We start from the raw sequence: 18,472 nt of genomic DNA, 5'->3' as shown, positions 1-18,472 counted from the left end.
AATAAGGAATGGTTATGAAGGTTAAACGTATCTTTGCGCCAGATATGCGTCAGGCAATGCGCCGGGTTCGTGATGAAATCGGTGCCGATGCTGTGATTATTTCCAATCATCGTGTGGCTGGTGGTGTGGAAGTTGTGGCTGCACGCGAGGAAGATTACGAGCGAGCTCAGGCCGAGCTGAAGCGTAGTCAGCAGAAAATCCGCCCTGTTGCAGCGCCTGCGTCAGTGCCTGCAGAGGATGCGTTGGCAGCGGAATTGCGACGGGCCAAATTGCGCATAGCTGAAGCGCGTCGACGAGCTGAGCAGCCTGAAGCCGAGGTCAGTCAGGCAGTGAACCGCCAGATTGATACGGAAGAAGATGAGGATCTGCGCTTTATTTTACAGTCGCTTAAGACTCGTCAGGATGAGCAGACGCGCCGTGATCAGGTGGCTGAGTCGGTAGAGCCTGAAAATCTATGGGCAACGGTTCCTGCGGCAGAAGCGTCTGAGAATGATGCCTCGGGAGCTTTGGTGCAAAGCATGCAGCAGGAAATTCATCAGTTGCGTGCACTGATGGAGCAGCAGCTCAATCGTCTGTCTGCTGTCCCTGAAGTGCCAGTTGCGTCGAGTGTCTCCCCTGCAGCTCCCTTGCAGCAGCGGCTTCAGGGATTGGGGCTTGGTAGTGGGCTGATCCGTCAGCTGACGGCCAGTCTGGAATCTGAACTGTCAGAATCTGCAGCATGGAAAAATGTATTGTCACGTCTGGCTGACTCTGTCCCGGTGATTGGTGAGGAGTACATAGCGCGTGGCGGTATGATTGCATTTGTGGGGGCCACGGGAGTGGGTAAAACCACCACAATTGGCAAATTGGCTGCACGATACGTGCTTCAGCATGGCAGCTCAGGTCTTGCCCTGGTGACGACTGATTGTTATCGAATTGCGGCACATGAACAGTTGAAGACCTTTGGCCGTATTCTGGACGTGCCTGTCCGTGTGGTGGATGAGAATCACAATCTGGATGAGGTGCTGATGTCATTGCGGGGCAAACGATTGGTGCTGATTGATACGGCCGGTATGAATGCCAGTGATCCCGAAGGCATTCAGCAGAAGCAGATGTTAGCGTCAGTTTCTGTACGCCTGAAAAAGTTGCTGGTGCTGTCCTGTTCCAGTCAGCGGCAACTGATCGAAAAGGCTTGGAGTAATTATCAGGAGCTTGAGCTGAATGCGTGTGTTCTGACCAAGCTGGATGAATCGGGGAGCTTGGGGGATGCGTTGACGCTGGCGGTTGAAAAGCGGTTGCCAATTGCCTATATCGCCGATGGTCAGAAAATACCGGATGATCTGATTGTGGCTCAGCGCCAGGATCTGGTGAGTCGAGCCGTTGTTGCAGCTCAGTCAGACAGTGCAGAAAGTGACCCGCTCAGTAGCGGCCAGTTTTTTAGAGCGGGTTAGAGATAGTCTATGAAGCACACGCATCCAGTGAAGGTCATTGCCGTGACGGGCGGAAAAGGTGGTGTTGGCAAAACCAATGTGTCGGTCAATCTGTCCGCTGCGCTGAGTGAAATGGGGCGTCGTGTTGTATTGATGGATGCCGATCTGGGGTTGGCGAATGTGGATGTCTTGCTCGGTCTGCGGGTCAAGAAAACCATAGCCGATGTACTAGAGGGGCGTTGCTCCCTGGCAGATGTGCTGGTGCGTGTAGATGATAATATGTCAATTGTGCCTGCTTCTTCGGGGACCCAGGCAATGACGGCGCTGTCAGAACATCAGCATGCAGAATTGATTTATGCATTCAATGATATCGCGGATCGGATGGATGTGCTGATCATTGATACTGCTGCGGGCATTTCCGAGTCGGTTGTTAGTTTTGTGAAAGCTGCTCAAGAGGTACTGGTGGTTGTCTGTGATGAGCCTACGTCAATTACCGATGCATATGCTTTAATTAAGATGTTAAACCGTGATCATAAAATGACGCACTTCAGAATTCTGGCCAATATGGTTCATAGTGAGACTGAGGGGCGGAATATGTTCAATAAGATTGTCACAGTAACTGACAGGTTTTTGGATGTAACGCTTCAATACGTTGGATCAATACCTTATGATGAGGCTGTCCGCAAAGCAGTACAGAGGCAAACGGCTGTTTTAAAAGCGTTCTCTGGAAGTAAGGCTGCGGTGGCATATCGTCAGTTGGCAAACAAGGTTGATCACTGGCCAGTGTTGAAGACTCCCAGAGGTCATCTGGAGTTCTTTGTGGAGCAATTGGTAAGGCGGCAATAACTGAATAGCGGAACCCAGCTGTATGTATAATCAGCTCCAATTCAAGTCCAATAATGAGTTGCTGGAGCAGTACGGCCCGTTGGTCAGGCGTATCGCTCAGCATCTGATGCTCAGGCTGCCCTCCAGTGTGGTGCTGGACGATCTTATACAGGCCGGAATGATCGGTTTGCTGGAAGCTTCTCGTAAGTTTGATCCGGGTAAGGGGGCCAGTTTTGAGACCTTCGCCGGTATTCGAATTCGTGGCGCCATGATTGATGAGGTGCGTCGAGGTGACTGGACGCCGCGATCGGTGCATCGAAACGGTCGCAGAGTGAGTGAAGCGATCCGGGCAGTGGAGCTTCGGACGGGGCGAGATGCCTCAGATACGGAAGTGGCGGCAGAGTTGCAAATATCCGTTGCTGAATATCACGGGTTGCTGCAGGATTCTCTGGATAGCCGGCTGTTCAGCATGGATGAGCTCAGTCATGATGATGAGAGTGCGGGAGTGCAGTTTGAAGGTGATGAGCCCGGACCGGATGCCCTGTTTCAGAATCACGCATTTCGTCAGGCATTGGCGGATGCCATCTCAGCTCTGCCTGAGCGTGAAAAGCTGGTGATGGCACTTTACTATGATGAAGAGCTTAACTTGAAAGAAATTGGCAGTATTCTAGGTGTCAGTGAATCCCGGGTGAGTCAAATTCACTCTCAGGCAGCGCTGAGGCTCAGAGGGCGTTTGCGCGACTGGCAATGATTTTTTTGTTTGTTATCCGTCCTGTGCCTGTCTAGTATAGAATCAGGGCGCTAATATTTTACTGTAATAAGCCGGGGGGGCTGTGTCTTGTGAAAAAAGACATCAGGATTCTTGTAGTGGATGACTTTTCCACAATGAGACGAATCATAAAAAACTTGCTGCGAGATCTTGGCTTCACCAATGTGGAAGAAGCTGATGATGGCAAGACTGCCTTGCCGATCCTAAAGCAGGGGCGCATTGAGTTTCTGATTACAGACTGGAATATGCCCGGTATGACTGGCATTGATTTGCTCAAGACGGTTAGAGCTGACCCCGAGCTGTCGCATATTCCGGTGTTAATGGTTACAGCAGAGGCCAAGCGTGAGCAGATTATTGCGGCGGCTCAAGCAGGTGTAAATGGTTATGTGATCAAGCCGTTTACTGCGGTAGTGCTCAAGGAAAAAATCGAGAAGATATTCGAGCGTATCACCTAGTGCCTGGCAAGAGACAAAATAATGAAAAAAATGATAGCGACACTGGAATACGACGGTCTGGAGGATCTGCTGGGGCAGATGGCTCGAGAACTGGTTCTGACCATAGAGCAGGGTAATCTCAACCATGCCATGGAGTTGATTAATGACCTTCAGCAAGCGCGGCATCAGGTTTTTTATAATGAGGTCGGGCATCTGACGCGTGGACTTCATGAAGCTATCAAGGCTTTTTCTTCAGATATAGATGAAAAAATTCCAGCAGAAGAGGCCAGCCCACTCACGGCGATGACCGATGCCTCCGAGCGACTTGGGTATGTGATTGAGCTGACTGAAAAAACATCACACGAAACCATGGATCGCGTGGACCGTTCACTGAGTCTGGTGGATCGTCTGGATGGTCAATCTGAACGTTTTCGTGACCTGCTGCTTCTGGTAGGTCAGCTTGAGGGGGAGTTTAAGGCGCTGGATGGCGTTTATGACCGTACCTGCGCTGTCAAAAATGAATCTGAAAAAACTATCGAAGAGTTGCGAAATACTCTGACCGATATCCTTGTCTCTCAAAGTGTTCAGGATATTACGGGGCAGTTGATCCGACGAGTGATTACCTTGATGACTCAAGTGGAATCCCAACTGGTCAAGTTGATGGATATGGCAGCCAAAGTTGAGCGTTTGACGGGTATTGAAATGGCTCAGGATGATGAACGTAATCCCGAGGCCGATGCGATCCGCGCTCAGGGCCCGCAGCTGAAAAAGAAAGAAGCTGGTGCAGTCAGCAATCAGGATGATGTTGATGAACTGCTCTCGAGTCTTGGTTTTTGATTAGGAGATCTCTATGAGTTTGGATGTTGATCAGGAAATTCTTGAAGATTTCCTTGTAGAAGCGGGAGAGATACTCGAGCTGTTATCTGAACAGCTGGTTGAACTCGAGCAGCGTCCCGAAGACCGTGACTTGTTAAATGCAATCTTTCGCGGTTTTCATACCGTCAAGGGGGGCGCGGGCTTCTTGCAGCTGGAAGCAATGGTGGATTGCTGCCATAAAGCTGAAAACCTGTTTGATTTATTGCGTAATGGTGAGCTGGCCGTATCGCCATTGTTGATGGATGTGGTATTGCAGGCACTGGACTCAGTAAATCTGATGTTTGAGCAGGTGCGCAGTGGTCGGGAGCCTGAGCCGGCACCGGTAGCCTTGCTTGAGCGCCTTGATGCATATACTACGGGTAATGTACCAGACGAGGTGGAGATACCAGCAGTCAAACCCTCAGTTTCCCCTGCTCCTGCAAATCCAAATACTTCAAATGATGAGTTTGACCAGTTGCTGGGAGATCTGGTGGCAGGTGATTCAGAGCCAAAGCCTGCTGCGACGGCGTCATCTGCAAGTGATGATTTGATCACTGAGGATGAGTTTGATGCACTGCTGGACGAGCTGCATGGTGCTGGCAAAGGACCGGGCGCGTCGGCTGGAGTCGAGAGCTCCGGAGTCAAGGCCAGCAGCGACGAAATTACTGAAGATGAATTTGAAGCGTTACTGGATGAACTGCAGGCTAAAGGGCAGGGCGCATTTGCGGCTGCGACGACTCCGGGTGCGGTAAGCCAGCCGATTGCCCCTGTAGCTGCACCGCCACAGGCTGTAGCTGCACCAGCAGGAAGTGACTCCTCCTCTGTCGATACTGCGGCGCGTAATGCCGCTCCGGCGCAGGCGCAGCAAAAAGCTGTTCAGGAAAGTAACGTGCGCGTAGATACAGCACTGCTGGATAAAATCATGAATATGGTTGGCGAGCTGGTGCTGGTGCGTAATCGTTTGGTCCGTCTTGGTGGTACCCGTGAAGATGAGGAAATGTCCAAGGCGTTAGGTACCCTGGATATGGTAACGGCTGACCTGCAGACCTCGGTTATGAAAACACGCATGCAGCCAGTCAAGAAGGTGTTTGGGCGTTTCCCCCGATTGATTCGTGACCTCTCACGTAGCCTCAAAAAAGAGATACGCCTGGAGTTGCGAGGAGAAGAAACAGACCTGGATAAAAACCTGGTTGAAGCCCTTGCTGATCCGTTGATTCACCTGGTTCGCAATGCGGTGGATCACGGTATTGAAGCGCCTGATGTCCGGGAAAAAATGGGCAAGCCTCGTGAAGGAAGCGTGCTGTTGTCCGCTGAGCAGGAAGGGGATCATATTCTACTGATCATTCGGGATGACGGTGCGGGCATGGATCCCGAGAAACTTCGTCGTCTGGCAGTTGAGCGTGGCATGCTGGATACTGAATCGGCGGCACGTCTGACTGATCAGGAATGCTTTAATCTGATATTCCATGCAGGATTTTCTACCAAGACTGAGATCTCTGATGTCTCGGGTCGTGGTGTGGGCATGGATGTGGTCAAGACCAAGATTACCCAGCTGAATGGTACACTGGGTATCGACTCTATACTGGGTCAGGGTACCCAGATCGCTATTCAGGTACCCTTGACACTCGCAATCATGCCAACCTTGATGGTAACTCTCGAAGGACAGGCGTTCGCATTGCCGTTGGTCAATGTTAATGAAATCTACAATCTCGACTTAACCAAAACCAATATCGTTGATGGTCAGCAGGTCATTATTGTACGTGATCAGGCATTACCGCTGTTCCATTTGAAACGCTGGATGGTCAAAGGCTGTGAGCATGAACCTTTGCCTGATCAGGGGCATGTCGTGATTGTGTCTGTCGGCACGACGCGCGTCGGCTTTGTGGTTGATCAGCTCGTAGGTCAGGAAGAGGTTGTGATTAAACCACTGGGCTCCATTCTGCATGGCACCCAGGGTTTGTCGGGAGCAACCATTACCGGTGATGGACGTATTGCATTGATCATTGATATTCCTAATCTGTTGAAGCGTTATGCCTCATAAGCATGATGACATGATAAAAGGAATTGTGTCTGATGACCGTTAGGGTTTTAGTGGTTGATGATTCAAGTTTTTTCCGTAACAGGATACAGGAAGCCCTCAGCAGTGATCCACGAATACAAATTGTGGGCACTGCTGTGGATGGCCGTGAGGCGGTTGCCAAGGCCAAGGAGTTAAAGCCTGATCTGATTACCATGGATGTTGAAATGCCTCAGCTCAACGGAATTGAGGCGGTTCGACAGATTATGCGTCAATCACCAACCAATGTGCTGATGCTGTCTTCATTGACGCATGAAGGTGCACGTGTGACCTTGGAGGCACTTGAGGCAGGTGCTGCAGACTATCTTGCAAAAGATATCCGGGCCTGGATGGATCGCTCCAGTGTGTTGCGTCAGGAGTTGATTGAACGAGTGGTTGCCTTGGGTAAATCCCGGCGCTATCGTGGTGCACCAGCCTTCAGTCGAGAGCCTTCTGCGGCAACATCAACAACCAGTACCAGTATGGTATTTCGACCTGAGCCAGCTACGTCACCAGGTCGTCCTACGGCAGCCTCGGCGGCTCGCCCAGCTGTTCGTGAACCGGTTGCTCAGGAGCGTGTGGTACGCCCTGCTGATGATCGTTCAGGGGCTGCGACGCAGCCTTTGTCGCGGGTTCGAGTGCCGGATGCGCGGTTGGTTGTGATTGGTGCTTCGACGGGTGGCCCTGCTGCGTTACAGAAGGTTCTAGTAGCACTGCCGGCAAATTTTCCTTGTCCTATCTTATTGGTTCAGCATATGCCAGGTACCTTTACAAAGGTGTTTGCTGAACGTCTTAATCAGCAGGCGCGTATCCGCGTGCGGGAAGCAGTCGATGGTGACCGGTTAGAGCCCGGGCTGGCTTTGTTGTGCCCGGGTGGAATGCAGATGATGCTGGATCCCCGGCAGACGGATCGTGTGAAAATATTACCCGGTGATGACAGAATGACCTATAAGCCCAGTGTTGATGTGACCTATGCGTCCGCTGCCAAGGCTTATGGAGCCAAGGTGTTGGCGATAATGCTGACCGGCATGGGGTCTGACGGGTGTGATGGTGCGCGTCTGTTAAAACAGGCGGGTGGCACCCTGTGGGCGCAAAGCAAAGAAACTTGCACGATATACGGTATGCCGCAGGCTGTCGTGAATGCAGGTTTGACGGACGCAGTATTGGATCTGGATGATATTGGCAGTTTGTTGGCAAAGTGCAGGAATGCTTAAGTCCAGCAGTGTAGCGGGAAGATAACTATGCAGGTATGGGCGGTCGCGAATCAGAAGGGCGGTGTGGGAAAAACCACAACGGTCGTATCTCTGGCGGGATTATTGGCTGAAGTTGGCTATCGGGTCTTGATTGTGGATCTGGATCCGCATGGTTCTTTGACCAGCTATTTCCGATTCGATCCGGATGAGATAGAACACAGTGTGTATGATCTGTTTGAACAGTCAGAGGTGACTGCGTCAAAATTTCGTTCTCTGATTCTGGAGACCAGCCACGAGAGTATCAGTCTGGTACCTGCTTCAACTGCGCTGGCTACATTGGAACGCAAGGCGGTCGGCAAAGAAGGGCTGGGGTTGCAGGTTGCCAAATCGCTGCGTTTTGTCCGGGAAGACTATGACTATGTCTTGATTGACAGTCCTCCGGTATTGGGTGTGCTGATGGTCAATGCACTGGCTGCCTGTGATCATCTGTTGGTTCCGGTTCAGACAGAGTTCCTTGCATTGAAAGGGCTGGAGCGCATGGTGAGGACCATTGAAATGGTCAATCGTGCGCGCAAAAACAAGCTGACTTATACGATAATCCCCACGTTTTATGATCGGCGAACTCAGGCTTCTGTCAGTAGTCTGCGGGAATTGCATAAACTTTATGCCGACCAGGTTTCCAATGCAGTAATTCCGGTTGATACCAAATTTCGTAATGCCAGCATCAAGGGATTGGTTCCTTCGTCATTGGATGCCGGCAGTCGCGGGGTTCATGCCTATGCGCGTCTGTTAAGAGGGTTGTTGGAGCGTCGTAAGCAGGTGCAAGTTGATGGCTGACCAGAAAAAAGTTGTATATGAATATCTTGAGGCCTTGTTGCACGATCCGGATGCTGAAACGTCTGAGGCACCTTTGTCTGAGCGTCAGGAGCGGCTTGAAATACCGGAAGATTCTGTAGCTGAAGTGCTTGACTCTTGTAACCTGGCGCAACACTCTGAGCCAGAGCCAGAGCCAGTAGTGGTTGGATCTTCGGAGCAGGTTGATTCACCTGTGGTGCGCTGCATTCTGGTTGATGTGCATGGTCTTAAGCTCGCTATCCCCATCAGTGATGTGGATGGTGCCCAGGAAATCAGCAGCCTGACGATGAGTATTGAGATGCGACATGACTGGATTATTGGTCATTTCGGTCCGGATGATACTCCAGTCAGTGTCATCGATACGGGGCGCTGGGTAATACCTCAGAGTTACTCAGTTGACAAGGCGGCCTATACCGATGTGCTGATCTTGAAAGGTCGGCGTTGGGCGTTGGCCTGTAATCAGATCATTCAGTCTGTTGATTTGTCACTGCAGGATATTAACCTGAATCAGGATAAGGATCGTCGTGCCTGGTTGTACGGTACCAGTCTAAAGCAGCGTTGTGCCGTTCTGGATACGGATCAGTTATTGGAAGAGTTTGAGGTCATGATCATCTGATGGGTGGAGCGCCTGGTGTTTCATTTTTGTGGTTAGCCGTCGGGTTGCTGGCGTTAGTGTCGCTGGCAGCCGTCTTGGTGACGGCGCTGCTCTGGGTGCGTATCCGTCGACAGGAAAAGCGCCATCAGGTGCTGATTAATGTGCTGCGAAATGAAATTCAGGGTATGACGGGTAGTTCAATTGGCATGGGCAAGCGGCTGAAAACGGTTGAACAAAAGCTCGATATCGCTGTCGAAAAGCAGCATGAACTGGAGAATCGGGACCCCGGTGTACTGGCTTATAACCAGGCAGCCAAGTTGATGGAGATGGGTGCGGGTGTAGATGATCTGGTTCGTTCCTGTGGTATTGGTCGTCCTGAAGCAGAGTTGATGGCGCTCTTGCATCGTGAACTGCAGGATGAGCGATCGCTTACTCACAAGCACTAGGTCCCCGTTCGTTAAAGAATCCCTTCTGTCTATTTTCTTTGTTGCCGATCACGTATAATTATCGCCTTTTATCGACCTTAGTTTTATGTGGGGACACTTTGCATGTCAGTTGAACGTACTCTTTCCATTATTAAACCCGATGCAGTAGCTAAAAATGTCATCGGCGAGATTGTCAGCCGTTTTGAAAAAGCAGGCTTGAAAGTCGTTGCTATGCAGATGAAACAGCTGAGCAAAGAAGAGGCCGAAGGCTTCTATGCTGAGCATAAAGAGCGTCCATTCTTTGCTGATCTGGTTGCCTTCATGACTTCGGGTCCTGTTGTTGTTCAAGTACTGGAAGGTGAGAACGCAGTATTGCTGAATCGTGAGCTGATGGGCGCTACCAATCCCAAGGAAGCAGCCGAAGGTACGATTCGTCGTGACTTCGCATCCTCGATTGATGCAAATGCTGTACACGGTTCTGATTCAACGACTTCTGCAGCACGCGAAATCGCATACTTTTTCGGTGCTTGATTAGCGGCACTCAGACTCAGGCCGGACTTTCGTCCGGCCTTTTACCAACCAGACTGCGGGTACCGGGTCATGCTAGAACAGCCAGATAAAATTAACTTGCTAGGACTCTCTCCAAAAGGACTTGAAGACTTTTTCGAATCCATTGGTGAGAAGCGTTTTCGTGCTACGCAGGTTCTCAAGTGGCTGCATCAGCAGGGAGCCAGCAGTTTTGATGAAATGACTAATATCAGCAAGGTGCTGCGACAGAAGTTGGCAGAGGTTGCTGATATTCGTGAACCTGAAGTAGTACTGGAGAAAATCTCCACCGATGGAACCCGTAAGTGGGTCATCCGTATGGATGGTGGTTCCAGTATCGAAATGGTACTCATTCCTGAAGGTAGTCGTAAAACACTGTGTGTTTCTTCACAGGTTGGCTGTGCTCTGGATTGCAGTTTTTGCTCGACAGGCAAGCAGGGGTTCAATCGTAACCTGAGTACGGCGGAGATTATTGCGCAGCTACGTGTGGCGATTCGTTCCTTCGGTCCCTTCGATCCCAAAGATGAACGCCGTGTGACCAATGTGGTTTTCATGGGGATGGGCGAGCCGTTGCTGAACTTTGATAATGTTGTCGCTGCGACTGAGCTGATGATGGATGATAACGCCTATGGTTTATCCAAACGTCGTGTCACTATCAGTACAGCAGGTGTGGTTCCGGCGATTGACCGCTTGGCTGGCTTGAGTGATGTGTCACTGGCGGTGTCGATACATGCACCCAATGATGAACTGCGTGATCAGCTGGTCCCTGTTAACCGTCGTTATCCACTCAGTGACTTGATTGCTGCTTGTAATAATTACCTGCGCCATCTCAACGATAAACGTGTCATTACAGTTGAGTATACGCTGCTTGCGGGTGTGAATGATCAGCCAGAGCATGCTCGTCAGTTGTTGAAGGTCTTGCGGCAGTTACCCTGTAAGTTAAATCTGATTCCCTTTAATCCGTTTCCGAATTCTGGTTATCGCAAACCCTCTGCAGATGCTATTTTGCGTTTCAAGCAAATTATAGTGAATGGTGGTATTGTGACTACCGTGCGAAAAACCCGAGGCGATGATGTTGATGCTGCTTGTGGGCAGCTTGTCGGACAGGTTGACGATCGTACCAGACGTAGTCAAAAATACCTGTCTGTGCTACAACTTGATGCAACTAATGAGACCGTAACTCGAGCAGGGGAAGGCTGAGTGAAGAACAGGCTGATCAGTTTTATTTTGCTAGTGTTGCTGCTGAATGGCTGTGCGCTGTCTGAAACAACTCAGTCTGATACGTCACCTGAGGCTGCTCAGCAAGCATATACTCAACTGGGAATCCAGTACTTGCAGGCAGGCGATACAGTCAATGCCAAGAACTCTCTGCAGAGGGCTTTGGCTATCGGTGAGCGCTATGCTCCGGCACATAATGCATTAGCTCTGGTTTTTCAGGCTGAACGAGAATTTGAACTTGCAGAACGCTACTTCAAGCGTGCGATTGAGCTTGAACCCATGAGCGCCATTTTTCACAATAATTATGGCGCTTTTTTGTATGCACGGGAGCGCTACCCGGAAGCCTGTCAGGAATTTTCCCGAGCAACTGAAGATCCTTTCTACGCATCTCGTGCTCAGGCGTTTGAAAATATGGGGCGTTGCTACCTGAGGGTGGGGCGCCTTGATGTAGCTGAACACGCATTGCGACGCGCATTGGATCTGCAGCGGGACCGCCCCTATGCCCAGGTTGCCTTGGCAAGTCTTTTGCTGGAACAGGGTAATACGGCTGAGGCTGTGCGCTGGTTTGGGCGGTTCAGAGAACAGGTGGATGCTCGACTGGTTGAGCATGATGCAAATAGCTTGTGGGTCGGTGTGCGCATTGCGCGAGCAGACCGAAATGCAGGTTTGGCTGCTACCTATGGATTGTTGTTAAGAAATCTTTATCCCGATAGCGAAGAGTATAGACTGTTTAAGGAGTCAGCGCAGTGAGTACTGACGAGCAGGATACACAGCCGTTGCGTTTTCCAGGTCATGAATTTACTCAGCAGCGAGAGCGTCTGCACTTGAGTCTTGAGCAGGTATCAGCCGAACTCAATTTGCCGATAAAAGTGCTGAATGCAATAGAATCAGCGAACCCTCAGAGTTTTCATAACCCGGTGTTTTTACGTGGCTACATCCGTACTTATGCCAAGCATCTTGGTTTGGACTCGACGCATTATGCCAACCTCTATGCCAGCTTGCCGGGCGTTGATCTGAAGCCGGCTGCTATTCGCTCAACAACCAGTGTTCAGGACCGGGACCCTTCCCGTTCTCCGTTCATGAAGCTGTTTTCCTGGCTGTTTGTGCTGGCCATCATTGCGGTGATTGTATGGTGGTCGCGTGAGCAATATGGTCGCAGCCCTGTCAGTGTTGAGCAGGCGCCTGTTGTTGAAGAGCGTGCACCTTCTGTTGATGTATTTGATCCTCCTGTTGTCGAGGTCCCTGCTGTGCAGGTTGAAGCAGACTCGGATACTGAAGTGGAAGAAGAGGTGCCAGATACGAATGGTGAGAGCGGCGCGTTGGACGAACCTGAAAGCAGTGCTGTTGATCAGGAAGTTTCCGTCGTAACGGATGGCCTCTATGTACGTTTTAGTGATGACTGTTGGGTACAGGTTCGTGATGTTAATGAAGCGCTGCTGTATTCCGGTGTGGCGCAGGGTGGTACTGAGTTGCATTTAACAGGCGAGTCACCCTTGTCGCTGGTCATCGGTCGTCGGGATGCAGTGGCAGAAATGCGCTTTGATGGTGAGCAGGTTGATTTGAGTAGCTTCACATCCGGTAATGTTGCTCGCTTTACACTGCCTTTCAGTCGATAACAGATTCTCTTTGGATATTAAGGTAACAAGGTTTGGCCAAGATAAAAGCCATTCGTGGCATGAATGATATCCTGCCGGCGCAAACACCGCTGTGGCAGTATTTGGAGCAGAATACTCGTGCTGTTCTATCCAGCTATGGGTACAGTGAAATACGAACGCCTATTGTTGAACAAACAGAGCTGTTTTGCCGCTCAATCGGTGAAGTGACTGATATCGTTGAAAAGGAAATGTATACCTTCGACGACCGTAACGGTGAAAGTCTCACACTCCGGCCCGAAGGAACGGCCAGTTGTGTCCGTGCCTGTGAAGAACATGGTCTGATTTTTAATCAGGTTCAGCGTTTGTGGTATACAGGTCCGATGTTCCGCTATGAGCGCCCACAGAAAGGTCGTTACCGACAGTTTCACCAGATAGGGGTTGAAACGTTTGGTATGGCAGGTCCTGATATCGATACTGAGCTATTGCTGCTGTCGGCGCGGTTATGGAAAGCTTTGGGTATCAGTCATGCAGTGACACTGCAATTGAATACCCTGGGAAGTTCAGAAGCGCGTGCACAATACCGTGATCGTCTGGTGGCTTTTTTGACAGAGCATCGCGACCAGCTGGATGAAGACAGCCTGCGACGCCTGTCAACGAATCCGTTACGGATTCTGGACAGCAAAAATCCACAAGTACAGGCGTTGTTGGATAGCGCTCCCGATTTTCATGCCTGTCTGGATGCAGAATCCCTGGCTCACTTCGAACAGCTGAAGAGTAATCTGGATGCTGCGGGTATAGCCTATGAGGTGAATCCAAGGCTGGTACGAGGCCTGGATTACTATGGCCGCACAGTGTTTGAATGGGTGACGGACAAGCTCGGTGCTCAAGGAACCGTCTGTGCGGGTGGACGCTACGATGGTCTGGTTGAACAGTTGGGCGGTCGTCCTACGCCAGCTGTTGGTTTTGCCACGGGGGTTGAACGACTGATTTTGCTGCTGGAGGCTGAGGCCTGTTTGCCCGAGCATCTGAAACGAGCAACTGATGTGTTTATCTCTGCTCAGGGAGATGCCGCTGGGCGCCAGGCAGTGCTGTTGGCTGAATCCCTCAGGGATGTCCTTCCCTGGAGAGTAACGTTGGACTGCTCAGGCGGGAGTGCCAAGAATAAAATGAAAAAAGCTGTCAACAGTGGTGCCTGTGTGGCGCTGTTGATAGGTGACGCTGAAATGGAGCAGCAGGTTGTTGCATTGCGCCCTTTACGGCATTCACAAGACCCGCAGTTAGTACCTTTTGATCAGATCGCTGCCGTGCTGACGGCTGCAACCGAATATTTTGAGGAGTGAGTAGTCGTGGCAGAACTTCGCACAGAAGAAGAGCAGCTTGAAGCGTTAAAAAACTGGTGGAAAGAAAATGGTCGCTCATTGATCATTGGTTTGGTTGTCGCGCTGTCAGCTGTATTTGGATGGAAAGGGTGGCAGTCCTATACCGAGCGTCAGGCAACTGAGGCATCCTGGTTATATCAGAATATGGTAGAAGCTGTCGTCAGTGAGCTGGATGAAAACCCTGCTCCTCAGGTGGAAACAATTCAGCATCTGGGAAATCAGCTTAAGGCAAATCATGCCAAAAGCACCTATGCTCAATATGCAGCTCTGTTATTGGCACGTGTTGCTGTTCAATTGCAAGACTATGACCAGGCGTTGGCGGAGCTGGACTGGGTAATTGAGCAGGCCAAGGAAGATGACCTGAAACGCCTTGCAGGATTGCGCCGTGTGCGAGTGTTATTGGCGGCAGATCAGGTTGATCAGGCGGCCAGTGCATTGAGTGGTTTGAGTCCAGGCAGCTTCAGTGCCATTTACTATGAGCTACAGGGTGATGTGGCATACCGCCAGGGCAATGTGGGTGCAGCGGTGGAGGCGTATGATCGGGCTTTGGCGGCAGCTGAAAACCTTCCGACACGTCCAGTGTTGCAAATGAAACGTGATGAGCTGGGTAGTGAGGCAGGGTGATGAACAGCTGGATCAGGCCTTTAATGGCTGTTTGTGTGGCGGGTTTGCTGGCCGGATGTAGCTTCTGGGGTGGTAGTGAAGAAATTCAGCCATCTCCGCTGGTTGATTTTTCCGCTGAGAACAGTGTATCTGTCAAGTGGAGTGCTACGGTAGGTAGTGGTCCAGGACGCCGCTTTCATCAGATGGCTCCGTCGATTGACGGTGATCGTATTTATGCTGCAGACAGTCAAGGTATTGTAACCGCGTTTGATCGTCACACGGGTGCGCGTGCATGGAGTATCAGTTTACGTGAGCCGGTTGTTGGCGGTGTCGGTGCTGGTTTTGGTCAGGTGTTGCTGACCACGCGTGCGGGTGAAGTGGTTGCATTGAATGGCAATGATGGTAAAGAGCTTTGGCGTCAGCGTGTGGCCTCAGAGGTGACGGCTCAGGTTCAGATTAACCGTGAGCTGGTGGTGTTGCAGCAGATTAGTGGCCGGGTCACTGCGCTGGATCGCATGACAGGTGAACACCGCTGGTCTTTCGATGCGCAAGTGCCAGCTCTGACGTTGAGAGGAACAGGTGTGCCGCTGTTGGCAGCTGATGTTACCTTTGCAGGGATGTCTAACGGTCGTCTGGTCGCTTTGGATAATCGTGACGGGCAGTTGATCTGGGATCAGCGTGTGGCGCTGGATGAAGGTCGTTCCGATCTTGAGCGAATCGTCGATATCAATGGTCGTCCCATTATTGTGGATAACATGCTTTATGTCGTAGGTTATCAAGGACGCTTGCTGGCGATTAATCCGTTTAATGCGCAGGCTGTCTGGGCGCAAAATGTTTCCAGCTACCGTAGCCTGGCATCAGGGTTTGGCAATATTTACGTTGCCGATGCTACAGGACATGTGCATGCCTATGATGCTGGCAGCAGTGCCAGCGTCTGGTCTCAAACAGCTATGACGCATCGTCAGCTGACATCACCTGCAGTACTTGGAAACAGTGTTGTCGTGGGAGACCAGGAGGGTTATTTGCATTTCATGTCTCAGGTGAATGGTCGATTTGTTGCGCGTCATCGAGTTGATTCATCCGGGCTTCAAGGCGATATGCTGGTACGGGATAATACACTTTACGTATTATCCAATGCTGGCCGTTTGGTCGCGATTACACTTAACTGAACTGATTGACTTCAGCGTCGAAGAGTTGCCTTTGCTCTCTTCGACGCTTTTCTGGAAAACACTATGCTACCGGTTATTGCGCTCGTTGGGCGTCCCAATGTTGGAAAATCTACACTCTTCAATCGACTGACGCGCTCACGTGATGCGCTGGTAGCTGATTTGCCGGGGCTCACCAGGGATCGAAAGTATGGTGAGGGTCGTCTGGAGGAGCAGAGTTACATTGTTATTGATACGGGTGGTATCACGGGTGATGAAACCGGTATCGATCATGCGATGGCGCAGCAGTCTCTGATCGCAGTGGAAGAGGCTGATATTGTATTGTTCATCGTTGATGGGCGAGCAGGTTTGAACCCCGCGGATGAAATGATTGCCAATCATCTGCGTCGCAGCGGCAAGCATCACTATCTGGTCGTGAACAAGACTGATGGTATCGATCCGGATGTGGCGATGGCTGATTTTTATCGGCTGGGTATAGGTAATCCGATTCCTATTGCGGCTTCTCATGGGCGTGGTGTGCTGTCCCTTATGGAGGATGTATTGGCACCTTATGCCCGGCCTGAAGAAGATGCTGATGCAGAGACAACTGATCCGCGCAGAGATGGCAGTATCCGTATTGCTATTGTGGGGCGTCCCAATGTGGGCAAGTCTACTCTGGTTAACCGCATGCTTGGCGAAGATCGTGTCGTGGTTTTTGATCAGGCCGGGACTACACGTGACAGTATCTACATCCCCTATGAGCGTGATGAAAAAAAATACACGCTCATCGATACGGCAGGTGTTCGCCGTCGCAAGCATATTACAGAAGCGGTAGAAAAATTTTCGATAGTCAAAACGCTGCAGGCGATTCGTGATGCAAACGTTGTCGTCATGGTTATCGATGCGCGTGAAGGTGTAACGGAGCAGGATCTTCATCTGCTGGGCTTTGTGGTGGATGCCGGGCGCGCATTGGTTATTGCCCTGAATAAATGGGACGGCATGACTTCTGAGCAAAAAGACAAAGTGCGAGAGCAGATTCGCAGACGTCTGGAGTTTGCCGAGTTTGCGCGTATGCATTTTATTTCGGCTTTGCATGGTACAGCAGTGGGTGATCTGTATGGCTCTGTGCATGAAGCCTATGATGCCGCCATGGCTAAATGGTCAACTAACAAGTTGACGCGTTTGCTTGAAGATGTGGTTGCTGACCATCAGCCTCCAAGTGTCAATAACCATCGCATTAAATTGCGTTATGCGCATCAGGGTGGGTCTAATCCACCGATTATTGTTGTGCATGGTAATCAGACAGATGCGTTGCCTAACTCTTATAAGCGCTATCTTGAAAATCGCTTTATCAAGGTTTTGAAAATACGCGGTACACCGATCCGTTTTGAATTCAAAACCGGGGACAATCCTTTCGCAGGCAAGCGTAATATTCTGACAGCACGCCAGAAAATGAAAAAGCAGCGTAATATGGAACATATCAAAGAGCTTAAAAAACGCTCTATTAAACGTGCCCGGAAGAAGTAAGTCAGTGCCCAGTATGAATGAACGACCTATCGGTCTATTCGATTCGGGTGTAGGCGGGTTGACCGTGCTGAATGCGGTGCGCCAGGCGCTGCCAAATGAACATTTAATTTATTTGGGCGATACGGCACGTGTTCCTTACGGTACTAAAAGTGCATTATCCATAACCCGTTATGCTGAACAGGCACTGAAAGCGCTGTTACGCTATGACATTAAAGCATTGGTGGTCGCGTGTAATACAGCGTCGGCTGTTGCTTTGGAGTCCCTGATTGCCGCTTATCCACAGTTGCTGATTGTCGGTGTTGTAGAGCCGGGTGCGCAAGCGGCAGTCAATGTGACCCAAACGGGGCATGTGGGTGTGATTGCAACTGAAAGTACTGTAAATAATCAGGCGTACCAAAAGGCCATACTGTCGCTGATGCCTGAGGCAAACGTTAAATCAGCACCCTGTTCCCTGTTTGTCGCACTGGCTGAAGAGGGGTGGCATGACGGTGAGCTGGTAGAAGCTATCGTGAAGCGCTCACTCAGTGGTTTGTTTGACCACTATCATACAGGCACTGATGTATTGGATACCCTGGTACTGGGTTGCACTCATTTTCCGGTATTGAAGTCTGCTATTACAAACGTAATAGGTGATCAGGTTCGTTTAGTGGATTCGGCAGAAACCTCTGCGCGTGTGCTGCAGCAGCAATTAACGGCTGCTAATTTGTTGAATGCTTCGACAGCAGTGGGGCATGTGCGCTTTTTGGTAACTGACAGCCCTTCTCGATTTGCACGAGTTGCGAAGCATTTCTACACTGAATCGGTTGAGGCTGATCAGGTTGAGCTCATCGACATTCAGCACTTTGGTTGATCTGAATCCGAATGTAAAAAAGATTTAAAAAGGGTGTTGACGCAGTGAAAGTGGCTCTGTACTATACGCACCTCGCTTGAGACAACAGCCCAGCACATCGGGCTTCACTGAGATCTCAAGCCGCTCTTTAACAAGTTAATCAGGTAATGCGTGTGGGCGCTTGTTCAGGTTAGGCATTAAAGCTTAATCGAGA

General features: G+C 50.6%; 19 protein-coding genes. All 19 read left to right on the top strand.

Annotation, left to right across the window (positions count from 1 at the left end):
* Positions 1–14 precede the first annotated feature (14 nt).
* Entirely contained in the window at positions 15–1,430 is a 1,416-nt protein-coding gene (gene flhF, locus ADINL_RS09285; RefSeq protein WP_036546926.1) for a flagellar biosynthesis GTPase FlhF, read from the top strand.
* 9 nt (positions 1,431–1,439) lie between these two features.
* The gene (locus ADINL_RS09280; RefSeq protein WP_036546922.1) at positions 1,440–2,255 is read left to right on the top strand and encodes a MinD/ParA family protein; all 816 of its coding nucleotides are present in this window, start codon (positions 1,440–1,442) and stop codon (positions 2,253–2,255) included.
* 22 nt (positions 2,256–2,277) lie between these two features.
* Entirely contained in the window at positions 2,278–2,985 is a 708-nt protein-coding gene (locus ADINL_RS09275) for an RNA polymerase sigma factor FliA (RefSeq protein WP_036546919.1), read from the top strand.
* A 101-nt stretch (positions 2,986–3,086) separates the two neighbouring features.
* Positions 3,087–3,458: a chemotaxis response regulator CheY gene (gene cheY, locus ADINL_RS09270; protein ID WP_239644366.1), complete on the top strand. Its 372-nt coding sequence runs from the start codon at positions 3,087–3,089 to the stop codon at positions 3,456–3,458.
* A gap of 21 nt (positions 3,459–3,479) precedes the next feature.
* Positions 3,480–4,274, top strand: coding sequence for a protein phosphatase CheZ (locus ADINL_RS09265; RefSeq protein ID WP_051632692.1), 795 nt, complete (start codon positions 3,480–3,482; stop codon positions 4,272–4,274).
* Positions 4,275–4,287: 13 nt separating this feature from the next.
* On the top strand, positions 4,288–6,333 hold the full coding sequence (locus ADINL_RS09260) for a chemotaxis protein CheA (protein ID WP_036546914.1): 2,046 nt from the start codon (positions 4,288–4,290) through the stop codon (positions 6,331–6,333).
* A 32-nt stretch (positions 6,334–6,365) separates the two neighbouring features.
* Positions 6,366–7,562, top strand: a complete 1,197-nt coding sequence (locus ADINL_RS09255; RefSeq protein WP_036546911.1) for a protein-glutamate methylesterase/protein-glutamine glutaminase — start codon at positions 6,366–6,368, stop codon at positions 7,560–7,562.
* A gap of 27 nt (positions 7,563–7,589) precedes the next feature.
* Positions 7,590–8,378 (top strand): ParA family protein, encoded by a 789-nt coding sequence (locus ADINL_RS09250; RefSeq protein ID WP_036546908.1) that lies wholly within the window; start codon positions 7,590–7,592, stop codon positions 8,376–8,378.
* Complete coding sequence (locus tag ADINL_RS09245; protein WP_036546906.1) at positions 8,371–9,012, top strand: chemotaxis protein CheW; 642 nt, start codon at positions 8,371–8,373, stop codon at positions 9,010–9,012. The genes ADINL_RS09250 and ADINL_RS09245 overlap by 8 nt, the downstream gene beginning before the upstream one ends.
* On the top strand, positions 9,012–9,437 hold the full coding sequence (locus ADINL_RS09240) for a DUF2802 domain-containing protein (RefSeq protein WP_036546903.1): 426 nt from the start codon (positions 9,012–9,014) through the stop codon (positions 9,435–9,437). Before ADINL_RS09245 ends, ADINL_RS09240 begins: the two co-directional genes overlap by 1 nt.
* Before the next feature lie 102 nt (positions 9,438–9,539).
* Entirely contained in the window at positions 9,540–9,947 is a 408-nt protein-coding gene (ndk, locus tag ADINL_RS09235; protein ID WP_036546900.1) for a nucleoside-diphosphate kinase, read from the top strand.
* Positions 9,948–10,016: 69 nt separating this feature from the next.
* Positions 10,017–11,162 carry a dual-specificity RNA methyltransferase RlmN gene (gene rlmN / locus ADINL_RS09230; RefSeq protein ID WP_036546897.1) on the top strand — a complete coding sequence of 382 codons (1,146 nt, stop codon included), beginning with the start codon at positions 10,017–10,019 and terminating at the stop codon, positions 11,160–11,162.
* Entirely contained in the window at positions 11,163–11,930 is a 768-nt protein-coding gene (pilW, locus tag ADINL_RS09225) for a type IV pilus biogenesis/stability protein PilW (RefSeq protein ID WP_036546894.1), read from the top strand. It begins immediately after the preceding gene.
* A complete protein-coding gene (locus ADINL_RS09220; RefSeq protein ID WP_036546892.1) occupies positions 11,927–12,796 on the top strand; it encodes a RodZ domain-containing protein in 870 nt (289 codons plus the stop codon). The genes pilW and ADINL_RS09220 overlap by 4 nt, the downstream gene beginning before the upstream one ends.
* A gap of 59 nt (positions 12,797–12,855) precedes the next feature.
* On the top strand, positions 12,856–14,115 hold the full coding sequence (hisS, locus tag ADINL_RS09215) for a histidine--tRNA ligase (RefSeq protein ID WP_204368227.1): 1,260 nt from the start codon (positions 12,856–12,858) through the stop codon (positions 14,113–14,115).
* A gap of 6 nt (positions 14,116–14,121) precedes the next feature.
* A complete protein-coding gene (locus ADINL_RS09210; RefSeq protein WP_036546888.1) occupies positions 14,122–14,778 on the top strand; it encodes a YfgM family protein in 657 nt (218 codons plus the stop codon).
* Positions 14,778–15,926 carry an outer membrane protein assembly factor BamB gene (gene bamB / locus ADINL_RS09205; protein WP_051632691.1) on the top strand — a complete coding sequence of 383 codons (1,149 nt, stop codon included), beginning with the start codon at positions 14,778–14,780 and terminating at the stop codon, positions 15,924–15,926. The genes ADINL_RS09210 and bamB overlap by 1 nt, the downstream gene beginning before the upstream one ends.
* A 63-nt stretch (positions 15,927–15,989) precedes the next feature.
* On the top strand, positions 15,990–17,429 hold the full coding sequence (gene der, locus ADINL_RS09200) for a ribosome biogenesis GTPase Der (RefSeq protein WP_036546884.1): 1,440 nt from the start codon (positions 15,990–15,992) through the stop codon (positions 17,427–17,429).
* Between the two features lie 13 nt (positions 17,430–17,442).
* Positions 17,443–18,279 (top strand): glutamate racemase, encoded by an 837-nt coding sequence (gene murI / locus ADINL_RS09195; RefSeq protein WP_036546881.1) that lies wholly within the window; start codon positions 17,443–17,445, stop codon positions 18,277–18,279.
* The last annotated feature ends 193 nt before the right edge of the window (positions 18,280–18,472 follow it).

This window comes from Nitrincola lacisaponensis, from assembly GCF_000691225.1.
GTDB classification, from domain to species: Bacteria; Pseudomonadota; Gammaproteobacteria; order Pseudomonadales; family Balneatricaceae; genus Nitrincola; species Nitrincola lacisaponensis.
The sequence above is the reverse complement of the archived record's forward strand: the minus strand, read 5'-3'. Positions and strand labels throughout refer to the sequence as shown.